The organism is Burkholderia sp. IO2, from assembly GCF_029522185.1.
GTDB lineage: Bacteria > Pseudomonadota > Gammaproteobacteria > Burkholderiales > Burkholderiaceae > Burkholderia > Burkholderia cenocepacia.
On record NZ_JAKWFH010000015.1, the window covers coordinates 61,582 to 73,748 of the forward strand.

A 12,167-nucleotide genomic window follows, 5' to 3' on the forward strand; every position below is an offset into this window, starting at 1 on the left:
CGACGGGCCGGCCGGTTGTAACCGGCCGGCCCGTCGCGTTTGCCAATCGATGATGTCGCGGCGGAAGCGTCAGGGCAGCAGCCCGTCGTCGTGCGCCATCATCAGCGCCCGCATCGCGGACCACATGCCGTAGTAATGCACGACGTAGCTGTCCGCACGGCGAAACAGCCAGGGTGTGTTGAGGCTCACGAGATCGGCCACGCCTTCGCCGTGCAACTGCCCGTCGCGCTCCATCGCGCGAATGAAATGCAGCTGGTCGCCGTCGCTCGCATAGACGCTCGAGCGGTCGTGCAGCGCGGCGATCGCCGTCATCAGGTCGCGCAGCATCGCGTCGTTGCGTTCGGTACGGCGAAACGCCATCACGCCCGAATTGAACGCCCACTGGCCGATATCCTGCGCGAGCAGCCAGTCGCGCCCTTCGAGCAGCGGTTCCAGCGGTTGCTGCTGGTTCGCGATCAGCACGTCGGCATCGAGCCACACGACCCATTCATGGTGCTGCAGGTACGCGTGCAGCAACCACGGCTTGAACCAGTTGCCGGTCGCGTTCAGCCCGATCTCGGCGGGAATGTCGCGATGCACGTAGAGCGTGTAGCCGTGCGCATCGCAGTAGCGCCGGAAATTCCGTTCGGCGACGCGTGCATAGCTGCCGATGTTCGGCGTGTACAGCATCATCAACGCGATCGGGCGGCCGGGGTGGTACGTGGTGCGCTCGGCGCGTTCGTCCGGCGTGACCGCCGCATCGTGATCGAACGAGAACATCGGCCGGCCGGCGGCGCGGCAGCGATTGACGTAGGCGACGAGCGTGTCGCGAAAGCGCGGCGTCGCGCCTTTGCGTTCGGGATCGCGCGGCGTGTCGTCGATGCTGATCGCGAACGTCGGTTCGCGGCTCCACATCGGATCGAGGTCGGGGCCGGACGGCATGACCGCGTACAGCCCGTCGATCGGCGTCATGTAGCCGTGCGTATCGAGATCCGCGAACAGCGCGGCTTCCGACGTCAGCCTCGGCTCGCTGCCGAGCTTGCAGCGCTGCACGAGCCGCATCACGATCGCCCGCACGTCCGGCGTGTTGCGCCAGATCTGCACGTCGACTTGCGGCAGCGGCGACGCGAACGCGTCGACGAACAGCGTATCGCGCCCCGCCATCAGACGATCGAGCGCGACGGGTTGGATGATCGCCGCGTCTTCGCTGAGCAGCAGCACGAGTTCGCCGGGTTGCGCGCCGCGCAGCACGTGAAGCAGCGATTCGTAGCGATGCAGCGGTCGCAACGGCAGCGCCTGCGGCATGCCGCAGGCGTCGACGATCTCGTGGCGATAGCCGTGCACCTGCGCGTACCAGCGGTGATTCTCGAGACTCGCGGGCGCGGGCTGGCTGAAATGACTGACGACGATCATCGTGCGCTCCGGACGCCGGGACGCATGCACACGATCCGCGCGGTGCGCTTCAGCGCGGCACCCGATCCGGATACGGGTTGCGGCGAGCGCCGCCCCGGTTCGTCGTGGATGGTCTGGAAGACTGGCGCGGCATCGTATTCCATTCGGTGTGCCCTGTTCTGATCGTGGTGCGGCGAGGTCGTGCGGCGCCCGCTCGAATGTCCCGGGCAAACCGGCCGCCGGGCGGCACGAGTATCGCATAACGGTCGAACGGATTGGCACGGCGGGAGCGGGCGCTGACCATCCCTGACAGTGTGCGGCCGGCGCTCCGCTAGAATGCCGGGTTGCCGCCGCTTGACGCGGGCGGCGCTTCGCGCGCTACACTGCGCCATTCCCCGTTCAACCTTCCATCCCGCCGACGATGACGTCTCCTGTCCTGACCGGCCTGCGCATCGGTATCACGATCGGATTGCGTGCCCCCGACGAAAGCCTGTGGATCAACGGCATCAAGCAGAACGCGCTGTTCCTCGCGAAACTGCTGATGGCGTCGCCGCACGGCTACCGCGTGACGCTGGTCAACACGACCGACGTGCCGCTCACCGATGCGCTGCCATGGGACCGCAGCGCGTACGACACGCGCGCGTTCGCCGACATGAAGGACGCGCTCGACGTGGTGATCGAGCTGGGCGGGCAGATCGACGGCGAGCAGACGGCCTACCTGAAGGCCCGCGGCGTGAAGCTGGTCAGCTATTGCTGCGGCGTCGAGTACATCAACGCGATGGAGTCGATGCTGTTCGGCCGCCGGCTGTGGGATTCGCTGTTCATCAACCGCGGCTACGACGAGGTGTGGGCGATTCCGCAGATCGCACCGTCGTCGCTGCCGTTCCTGCAGTCGCTGCGGCGCTGCCCGGGGCGCGTGGTGCCGTTCGTGTGGGATCCGATGTTCCTGACCGAACGCGCGCGGTCGCTGCCCGAGCACGGCGAATACCGGCCGCGCAGCGAGCCGGGCAAGCGGCTCACGGTGATGGAGCCGAACCACAACGTCGTGAAGTTCTGCGTGTATCCGATGCTGATCATCGACGAAGCGTATCGCCGCGACCCCGACACGATCTGCTTCACGCACGTGACGAACGCCGATCGCCTCGCGCACGACAGCCCCGAGTTCGTGATGCTGATGAACTACCTGGACATCGTGCGCGCGGGCAAGGCGAGCTTCGTCGGGCGTTTCGATACGCCGCTGTTCCTGGCCGACCTGACCGATATCGTCGTGTCGCACCAATGGTCGAACCCGCTGAACTATTTCTATTTCGACGTGTGCTGGCAGGGCTATCCGCTCGTGCACAACGCGAGCCTCGCGCCCGATCTCGGCTACTACTATCCGGACAACGACGTGCAGCAGGGCGCCGACGCGCTGCTGCGCGCGCTGCATACGCACGACGACGACTGGCAAGCGTATACGCGGCGTCAGCGCGAGATCCTCGGCCGTTACACGTCGGCGAATCCGGCGCTCGTCGCCGAGTACGACGCGCTGCTCGCGAACCTGATCGGCGCGCCGGCTGCCTGACGCCGATTTTCCGCGGCGCACGTTCGAGGCGCCGCCTTCCGTCGGGTTTGTCCCGCCCTCATGTCTGACGAAATCCTGCCGTTAAAAAAGAAACCGCCGAACCCGATGAGTTCGACGGTTTTCGAAGGCACGAAATTGACGGCTCCGAGGGAAGTCCGTCAAAAAAGAGTTTATAGGTTAACAAGTCTTCAAGATTGTTAAAGATGTTTCAATTGATAATCTTCATATAATTGAAGTTGGTATTATTGATTGACCGGCACTTGATTCCGTTTCGAAACTTAATAATATCGTTTGAAACATGAAAATTGAATGCTGCGATGATCGAATGGCCCGCCGCAGCGGGTTTTCTGCGGGGCGCGGCATGGGCGGACGCCGGTGTTTCGACTCGGCATATCAAGCACGGTCGGCACCTCGAGGCACGGTATTTATCTGATCAATTGGCGGCACCCCGATTCGCGCGACGAGCAAATTCGGGTAAAGCCGATTCGGATAAAACTGTTTAGGCAAAAAAAGATAAACGATCCTGATTTTGGGATTTTGTAATTCGCGTTGTGTAACCTGTCGCACTGTCGGCATCGCGCACGCGTGGTGTATTTCAAGTAATCGAATATCGTAAAAATATCGAATTTGACGGCGCGCCGAAGCGAACAGTACGCTCCCCGGAAAAAATCGACATGACAGGATGGGCCGGGTAGGCGGCGGAGTGCGTCGAGGTTGGCTCGTTCCGCGTATGTGTTGAGGTCGAGCCGTGATCGGCGGCTCGCCATTTGCCGGAGCGCCGGATGAATGCGGTCGAAGCTCGCCAGGAGGCGAATCGGAAAGCGAATCGCGATGAAATCGATCTCGTGTTCGGCGCGCCCGACGATCATCCCGACCTTGCGTCGGTACGCAGTTTCGTCGAAAGCCGGCTCGGCTTCGCGCACGAACCCGTGTGCCGCGCCGACCTGTCGGGCGGCGTGCTGTACCGGGAATGCCTGGCGCGGCTGCGGTGGGGCGAGCGCGATGCGTTGCCGCCGCTCGCCTTCCTGCCGCGGCTCGAAGCGCTCGGGCTGATGCGCTGGTTCGACCGGTTGGTGGTCGGCCGCACGATCGACGCGCTGCGCGCGGATCCGGGCGCCGTGTACGGTTGCAACGTCGCGGCGGCGAGCGCGGTGGTCGACGACGCGTGGCTGGCGATTTTCAGGCGGCTCGAGCGCGAGCCGTCGGTGGCGGCGCGGCTGGTGATCGAGATCACGGAGACGGGGCCGCTGAACCCCGTCGCCGGCCGGTCGTTCGTCAACCGCTTCCGGCAGGCTGGCTGCCGGATCGCGATCGACGATTTCGGCGTCGGGTTCAGCGCGTTGAACAACCTGGTGGTCGGCAATCCCGACATCGTGAAACTGGACCGGTCGGTCCTGTCGTTGATCAAGCGCAACGCGATCGGGCGCTACCAGTTCCGCCGGCTGATCGCGTTCGCGCATGAAGGGGCGCGGCACGTCGTCGTCGAAGGCGTGGAAAGCGAAATCGACCGGCAGATCATCGTGGATGCCGGCGTCGCGTGGGCGCAGGGCATCCGCTTTTCATGGCGGTCGCCGGCCGCCGCGTGATCGCGGCAACGGGCAGGGCGGCGCGCGCGGGATGCGTGTCGGGGGTGGGGACGAATCGCAAAGGGGCGTGGGCATGGCGGGAACGAAAGCCGGAGGCGGAACGGGCACGCAGGCGACCGACGTGCGCGACCTGGTCGCGCTCGCCGAACTGGCGGACATGCTGTGGCAACTGGGCGCCGAATCGACCGATGCGCCGATCGACGTCGCACCCTATCTCGACGGCCTGACGATCGTCGCGCGCCGCATTCAGCGGATGAGCCTGCTCGACGCGGGCGGCCGCGAGCTGGCGGCCCGGCACTACTACGCGGGCGTCATCGCCGGCGCGTGCGGCGACGAGTCGGCGATCGCGCGCGGTGTATCCGACAGCCTCGTCCGGCAATCGGGCGGTGCAGGCCGGCCGGCAGCCCGTTGTTTCGCGCTGCTCGCGCGCATGGGGCGGCGGCATGGCCGCGCATTCGCCGCGCAAAGCGGCGACCGGGTGCTGGTGTAACGCAACCGGCGCGCGAGCGAGCCCGGTGCTGCGGCCCGCTCGCGCGGCCCGTCGAATCTCAATCCTTCCCGAAACCGCCAAGCACCAGCGCCATCGCGCGGTCGATCGCATCGTCCCATCGACCGACGTGCGCGGCGCGCACGATCCGGATGCCGGGGTAGAGCGCGGTGCGCGAGCCGGTTTCCCAGCGTGCGTCCGCTTTCGGGCTGAGCAGCAGCACGGCCGGCACGCCGAGTGCGCCGGCGAGATGGATGTGCGCGGTGCAGGTCGTCACCACGGCGTCCATCGCGAGCATCAGCGCGGCCAGATCGCTGAAGTCGCCGATGGCCTGATGCGGGAAGGTGACCGGCAGGTCCGATTGCTCGGATTGCGCGGACAGGTCGCGATTGAGACAGTACGCGGCGTAGCCGCGCATCCGCGCGAACGGCGCGAAATCGCGCAGGCTGGCCGCGCGATGGAAGCGCGCATCGCTTTCGTCGCGACCGCGCCAGTTCAGCCCGATGCGGCGCGTGCCGGGCGCATGGCCGTCGTGCGACACACGCTCGCGCCACGTGGCCGCATGCGCGGGCGGGCACGTCAGGTAGGGCGCCGGCACGCCTTCCGGCGCCGGCGCGTAACCGAACTGCGCGGCGAGCACCAGGAACGAACACCAGTAGTCGTGGGCGAGATGCGACGTGTCGACCCACGCGCCGTGCGCGCCGACGAATTCGATGCGCGGGAACGTCTGGCGCAGCAGGCCCGTCAGCGCGTCGGGGACGACCACGGTCACGCCGGCGCAGCCGAACGCGTCGAGCGCATGCAGATAGCGCGCGTACTGAAGCTGATCGCCGACACCGCCGTAGCTGAGGACGAGCAGCCGCTTGCCGTGCAGCGGCTGGCCCTGGTAAAGCCGCTCCGTCGCCAATCCGAATTGCGCGGCCGTCAATACGTTTTCGCTGTCGATGGTGGCGCGTGCGGCCTCGTCGCGTCGGCCGGCACGCAGCAGCAGCGCCGAGCGCGCCAGCTGGATGCGCCCGCGCGCCGCGTCGGGCAGCGCGGCCGGATCGCCGAACGGGTCGAGCGCCGCAAGCCCGGCTTCGGGCATGCCGGCAAAGCCATAGCATGACGCGAGCTGCAGCGCGATCGCCTCGTCGTCGAGCCCGCGGCCGCGTGCGCGCCGCCAGCGGTCGATCGCATGCCCCCACTCACCGCGCGATTCATGCTCGAGCGCGCGGTTCCAGTCCGTTTCGGGCGCGTCGGCATCGGCGACCGCAGCCGTTGCTGGCGCCGCGCCGTGTTCGGCCGTCGCGCCGACGGCGAGCGGTTCGCCCGTGATGAACAGGCGCTGCCGGTCCCAGCGCGGGTTCGGCACGCACAGCAGGTTCAGCCCGTCGATCCGGTAGAACGTGTAGTCGAGACCGGCGAACGTGTCGATGATCGGCGCCTCGCCGACTTTCCAGTATTCGATCCAGCACCACGGCAGATGCGCCTCGATCAACTGCCGTGCGCCGCGCAGCGCATCGATCTCCATTCCTTCGATGTCGAGTTTCAGGAAATCCAGCCGCGGCAGGCCGAGCGAATCGAGCCGGACGACCGGCGTCGGCGTGCCGCCCGACGCTTGCGCGTCGACGAGCGAGACCTGTCCGAAGTCGGCATCCTGCCCGTAGTCGACGTCGGGCACTTTCATCGTGCCGTTGGCGGCGGCCAGCCCCATGTTCAGCAGATGGAGATTGTCGAGCTGGTTGAGCGCGACGGTGCCGCCGAGTGCGTGAAACAGCGTGCGCTGCGGCTCGAACGCATAGACGCGGCCGCCGCGCTCGCGCAGCCGGTGCGCGACGGGCACGCAGACGAGCCCCGCGTTCGCGCCGCCGTCCACGGCGATGGCGCCGTCGGGCAACTGGTCGATCACGTGCAGGATCGTGTCGAGTTCGCCTTGGATATGCGGCCGGCCGGTCTTGATCAGCGCCTCGGCCTGCAATGCGCAGTGCCGGTTGATGACGAACGGGCCGTGGATCGAATCGATCACGACGAAATTGCGGACGGTCTGATTCATGGGCAGGGGCGCGGGCGAAGGAAATCAGCCGAGCGGGCGGCCGGCGAACAGATGCTGGATCTGCGTGGAATAGGCGCGGACGTTGTGCTCGGCGAGCGTGTCGACCCGATGCAGGCAGAGCCGGGCGGCCGCCGCGTAATCGTCGAGCCGTGCATCGTGCGTCTGCGCGGCGGTCGCGATCGCACGCGCCGCATCGAAGATCTCGAAGTCCGGATAGTAGTAGCCGACGTCGCGCAGGAACGGCGAGTTGTGCACGAGCGGGTAGTTGCCGTACAGCGCGTCGTACAGCAGATAGTTCAGGCCGTTTTCCCAGTGGTGCGACACGACGATGTCGGTGTGATGCGCGGCCCACGCGACGAACGGCGCGCGCACGTCGGCGGTGGCCTTGCCGTCGCGCACCATTTCGAGCCCGAGCGCGAGATGCTTGAAGGCGACGTTTTCCTTCTTGTCGAACGTGTTGGTCATGTACACGTGCTCGATGAGCTCCGGATGCTCGACGTAGCACGCGTTCGCGGCGAGCATCGGCACGATCGCGCTCTTCACGACGTTCAGGTTCGGCTCGAAGAACGCGATGCGCTTGGCCGGGCCGTGGTTGCGATAGCCGAAGCGCGCCTTCAGTTCGGGATCGGCGTCGAGGCTGCGCTCGATGAAATACGGCGACCAGATATGCGGCAGCTCGATTACCGGCGCACGGTACACGGCCTGGAAATACGCGGCGCACGTGTGCATGTGCTGCGGATTGGTCCAGATCTCGTCGAACTGCACGCGGTGCGGGTTCGGCCGCCAGTCGTTCTTCTCGAAGTTGATCGTCTCGACCGCGATCACGTAGTCGTTGCCGAAGCGATACGACACGCACTTGCCGCCGCGCTGGCGCACGACGTCCGTGTGCGACGGGTCGACGAACGCGTTCATCTCGATCAGCAGGTCGGTCTGGTGAACGACGGCCGACAGCGGCCGCAGCGCGTCGCCGAACGCGTCCATCATCAGCGCCTGCGGATACTCGGTGATGCCGTTGTCGTGCGCGAGCCAGACCTCGCCGATCAACGGCGACTGCTTCAGCAGCATGTACAGGTACACGCAGTGCTGGTTCGCACCGTTGTACCAGATCGACTGTGTCGCGTCGCGCTGCACGTTCATCGTTATCGCGACATTGAGTTTCATCGGATCGGCTCCGTGGGGCGGGCAGTGCGCGGCTTACTGCGCGGCGTTTTGCGTCTGACGCGGCACGTAGCCCGTCAGGTGCCAGCGGCCGTCGGTTTCGAGGCGAAAGCTCAGCTTTTCGAACATCGTGGCGCCGCTCGCCACCGTCGTCGCGTAATCGACGTTCGCATAGAGCCCGTCGGGCATCCCGGCCGTTCGCTCGTAGCGGATGCGCGTGACCTGCGCCCAGCCGCGATGGCTGACCGTGCCGACCGACTGGCGGGCCTGCTGCATCTGCGCCGCGAACTGGTCCTGCTTGAAGCGCGCCTTGACGAACGGTGCAGCGTCGGTCCATACCGCGCCGTACTGGCCGGCGTCGAGCTGCTTGAACACCGCATCGGAGTCGCGCAGCAGCGTGTCGGCCGATTCGCCGGCGGCTTGCGCATGCGCGCCGATCGCGATCGATGCGGCGGCGCAGCCAAGCAGCCATTTTGCGCGGGTGAGGGTCGGGCGTGCGTTCATGGGCGGGGTCCGGAAAGGGCGGCGCGTCACGCGTCGCGATAGAGGGTGGCGATCGCGTCCGTATAGGCCGCGACGTTCTCGGGGTTGTAGATGCTGACCGAGTCGAGCACGTGCTTCGACTGCTCGCGATACGCGTCGAGATTCGCGTCGTGCTCGGCGAACGCCTGCAGCAGCGCGCGGCCGCCCGCCTGGCAGTCGAAGTCCGGATAGAAATACCCGGCCTTGCCGAGGAACGGCGAGTTGTGGATCAGCGGATAGTCGCCGTACAGCAGCTCGTAGTACAGGTAGTTCTGCGCGTTCTCCCACGTGTGCGACACCACCGCATCGCCGTACGCGGCCATGAACTCGTACACCGCATAGCGGCTTTCGAACGTCGTGATGCCGTGGTTCACGATGTCGAGGCTCTTCGCGAAGTGCACGAACGTCGGATGTTCCTTCAGGTGAATCGTGTTGCACACGCGCACGAACTCGAGGAACTCGGGCTTCGCGCGATACGCTTCCTCGGTCACGAGCATCGGAATGATGCTCGTCTTCACCATGCAGATGTTCGGCTCGAACATCGTCACGCGCCAGCGCGGCTTGCCGGGCTGATAGCCGAACGACAAACCGGCGCCGAGCGTCGCGCGCGCCTTGTCGAACAGCATCGGATGCCAGATGTGCGGGACGATCGTGACCGGCGCGCGCAGGCCCGTCTGGTAGTAGTGCAGGCACGAGCGCTCGAACTCGGGGATCGTCCACACCGCGTCGTACGGCGCGCCCGAGAACAGGAAGCCCGACGGCTTGTCGAACATCGCGCGTTCGATGTCGATCACGTAGTCGTTGCCGACCCGCATCGTGACGACCTTGCCGCCGCGCTCGCGGAACGCGCGCAGGTAGTCCGCGCCGAACTGTGCGCTCATCTCGATCAGCACGTCGCAGCGCTCGAGCGCTTCGTCCATCGACAGCAGCGGCACGTTCCACTCGCCGAGCATCATCTGCGGATCGGCGACTTGTTCGCCGCCGTTCACCATCACGGCATCCGCGACGAGCGGTGACTGGCGCAGCAGCAGGATCAGCAGCAGGCAGTTCTGGAAAATGCCGTTTTCCCACAGCGACTGGCCGGCGCCGCGCACGAACAGCGACACGCCGACGACGAGACGCTTGCCCTCGCCGGGCGCTTGACGGGCATTGGAGTCCGACATGCGTATGCTCCGGTTCAGGCGACCAGACGCGAGACGAACGCGTCGAGGTTCGCGGGGTTGTCGATCGAGACCGACTGCAGCAGCCGGCCGGCCTTCGCGCGGTAGTCGTCGAGGCGTTCGTCGTGATGCAGCCACGCTTCGAGCAGCGCGCGGCCGCCCGCGGCCGAGTCGAAGTCCGGGTAGTAGTAGCCGGCGTCGCCGATCAGCGTCGAGTTGTGGATCAGCGGATAACCGCCGTACAGCACGTCGTAATACAGGTAGTTCTGCCCGTTTTCCCAGTGATGCGACACGACCGCATCCGCATGGCGCGCCATGAAGCCCGGCAGGTCGAGGCGCGGTTCGAAGGTCGCCTTGTGCTGGCGCACGAGATCGAGGCTGTTCGCGAAGTGCACGAAGGTCGGATGTTCCTTCATGTGCATCGCGTTGACGACGAACATGTGCTGCACCGCGTCCGGCCGCGCGCGGTAGAACGCGTCGCACGCCAGCATCGGGTAGTGGCAGGACTTCGCGACCGAGATGTTCGGTTCGAGCATCGCGAGGCGCCACGGGCGGGCGCCGGGCTGATAGCCGAACGTCGCCCCTTCGCCGGCGATCACGGCGACGCGGCGCTCAAGGAAGTACGGCGACCAGATGTGCGGCATCAGATGGACGGGCGCGCGCAGGATCGTCTGCAGCATCGGCGCGGCGGTCTTGTCGTATTGCGGCAGCAGCCACACTTCGTCGAACGGTGCGCCGTTGAACACGTGCCCCGACGGTTTCCCGAAGATCGGCGTTTCGCACAGGCCCGCATACACGTGCCCGCAGAAGAACGCGGCGATCTTCTTGCCGAGCGCCTTCATGTGCCGCAGCCACTCGACCGGCAACTGCGCGCCCATTTCGATCACGACGTCGAGTTCGTGCGTGACGTCGGCGGGTTTCACCAGCGGGATGTCGAGGCCGTCGAGTTCGAGGCCGGCCGGCAGCGCGTTGGCGTCGCCGCCGTTCAGGAAATAGACGGGGCCGACGCGATCCGAGCGCTTGAGCATCATCGCGAGGAACGCGATGTTCTGGTGAATGCCGTTTTCCCAGATCGCCTGGCCGTCGCGCGCAAACAGCGAGATGCCGACCGCCGGCCGTTGCTTGCGGGTGCCGCCCGCGGCGGCTTCATTGATGTCCGTCACCGGTTGGTTTCCTCTGCGGCGTCATGCGTCCGGGCATCGCGTCGAGCGTATGGCCGGCAGCGGCGCGCCGTGGATCGTCATGGTTGGATTCGCGCCGGTGCGCCGCGGTGCACGAATCGGGCGACGAGATTCGCGCGGGCGGCAGCCGGATTCCGGCGTGTCGCCGGGCACGCCTGGCACGGCGCGCGTCGGGCAGGCTGCCCCGGCGACTGTCTGCGGCGATTGTGGCATGGAAACCGCCGGTTTTGGCAGGACGTGACGAACTTTGACATAGCCGCCGGCCAACGGAAACGGGCGCAGGCGTTGCGGCGCCCGGTGGTCCGGCGGCGTGCCGGCGCGGCGCGGACGGCACGCCGGATCGCGCGGCCGCAGGCGGCTCAGTGCTGCAGCCGGATTTCGACGCGGCGGTTGCTGGCGCGGCCTTCCGGCGTCGCGTTGGATGCGACCGGATCGGCCTTGCCGCGGCCCGAGACCGTCATCGAGTCGGTCTTGAGCCCGTGCGCCTTCAGATAGGCGGCGACCGATTCGGCCCGGCGCTTCGACAGCGCGAGGTTGTAGTCGTCGCTGCCCACCGAATCGGTGAAGCCGGTGACCGTCACTTGCGAGTACGTGCGGTCGGCGCGCTCGCTCAGCAGCCGGTCCAGCGATTCGCGCGCGGTCGGCGCGAGCGTCGCGTGGTCGGTGGCGAACAGCGCGTCGCCCGACAGGTTCACGCGTTCGACCACGGCGGCGGCCGGCTCGGCGGCCGAGGCCGCTTCGGCCGGTGCGGCGCCGCACTGGAAGACCAGCGTGGCCGGATCGGATTTGTCGCGCAGCGCGCGGGCCGAGTCCACGGCGCGCACGGGCTCGTCGCCGCAGATCTTGCGGGCGGCCTTCATGCAGGTCTGCGGGCCCGACAGCAGGCCGTGGCAGTCCACCTGGAAGGTGCGCACGCCGTCGCGCGGCTGCAGTTCGGAGGCGCTGAAGGTCGGGCCGGATGCGGTCGAGCACGCGGCGAGGGCCGTTGCGGAAAGCGCGAGCGCAAGAGCGAGTTTGTTCACGGTGACGTCCTTAAAGCTTGGGTTGACCGAGGCCCGCCGCGCGGTGCGCGGCGGGCTCGTCCTGCCGTCGGAGCCGCGGGC

At 66.8% G+C, this 12,167-nt stretch carries 10 protein-coding genes; 3 read left to right on the plus strand and 7 right to left on the minus strand.

The genetic code is table 11. The features are described from left to right. Positions 1-69: 69 nt before the first annotated feature. Entirely contained in the window at positions 70-1,392 is a 1,323-nt protein-coding gene (locus MMB92_RS12145; protein ID WP_077056652.1) for a galactosyl transferase GMA12/MNN10 domain protein, read from the minus strand. A gap of 400 nt (positions 1,393-1,792) precedes the next feature. Here MMB92_RS12145 and MMB92_RS12150 point away from each other — a divergent pair, with 400 nt between their 5' ends. The 3 genes from MMB92_RS12150 to MMB92_RS12160 all read left to right on the plus strand — a co-directional run bounded on the left by MMB92_RS12150 (position 1,793) and on the right by MMB92_RS12160 (position 5,011). Then, positions 1,793-2,935, plus strand: coding sequence for a DUF2827 domain-containing protein (locus MMB92_RS12150; RefSeq protein WP_080324275.1), 1,143 nt, complete (start codon positions 1,793-1,795; stop codon positions 2,933-2,935). 782 nt (positions 2,936-3,717) lie between these two features. Next, complete coding sequence (locus tag MMB92_RS12155; protein ID WP_006495162.1) at positions 3,718-4,521, plus strand: EAL domain-containing protein; 804 nt, start codon at positions 3,718-3,720, stop codon at positions 4,519-4,521. A gap of 73 nt (positions 4,522-4,594) precedes the next feature. After that, the gene (locus MMB92_RS12160; RefSeq protein WP_059720879.1) at positions 4,595-5,011 is read left to right on the plus strand and encodes a hypothetical protein; all 417 of its coding nucleotides are present in this window, start codon (positions 4,595-4,597) and stop codon (positions 5,009-5,011) included. A 58-nt stretch (positions 5,012-5,069) separates the two neighbouring features. On the opposite strand, the gene MMB92_RS12165 is transcribed toward MMB92_RS12160, so the two are convergent. The 6 genes from MMB92_RS12165 to MMB92_RS12190 form a co-directional block, all read right to left on the minus strand. Continuing rightward, the gene (locus MMB92_RS12165; protein ID WP_109342804.1) at positions 5,070-7,043 is read right to left on the minus strand and encodes an FkbM family methyltransferase; all 1,974 of its coding nucleotides are present in this window, start codon (positions 7,041-7,043) and stop codon (positions 5,070-5,072) included. Between the two features lie 24 nt (positions 7,044-7,067). Then, complete coding sequence (locus MMB92_RS12170) at positions 7,068-8,204, minus strand: DUF2827 family protein (RefSeq protein WP_058903508.1); 1,137 nt, start codon at positions 8,202-8,204, stop codon at positions 7,068-7,070. A 33-nt stretch (positions 8,205-8,237) separates the two neighbouring features. Continuing rightward, entirely contained in the window at positions 8,238-8,705 is a 468-nt protein-coding gene (locus tag MMB92_RS12175) for a DUF4019 domain-containing protein (RefSeq protein WP_006482018.1), read from the minus strand. A 26-nt stretch (positions 8,706-8,731) separates the two neighbouring features. Beyond that, positions 8,732-9,886, minus strand: a complete 1,155-nt coding sequence (locus MMB92_RS12180; protein ID WP_006495165.1) for a DUF2827 domain-containing protein — start codon at positions 9,884-9,886, stop codon at positions 8,732-8,734. 14 nt (positions 9,887-9,900) lie between these two features. Further along, positions 9,901-11,046, minus strand: a complete 1,146-nt coding sequence (locus MMB92_RS12185; RefSeq protein ID WP_006495166.1) for a DUF2827 domain-containing protein — start codon at positions 11,044-11,046, stop codon at positions 9,901-9,903. Positions 11,047-11,423: 377 nt separating this feature from the next. Further along, on the minus strand, positions 11,424-12,086 hold the full coding sequence (locus MMB92_RS12190) for an OmpA family protein (protein ID WP_012493551.1): 663 nt from the start codon (positions 12,084-12,086) through the stop codon (positions 11,424-11,426). Between the last annotated feature and the right edge of the window lie 81 nt (positions 12,087-12,167).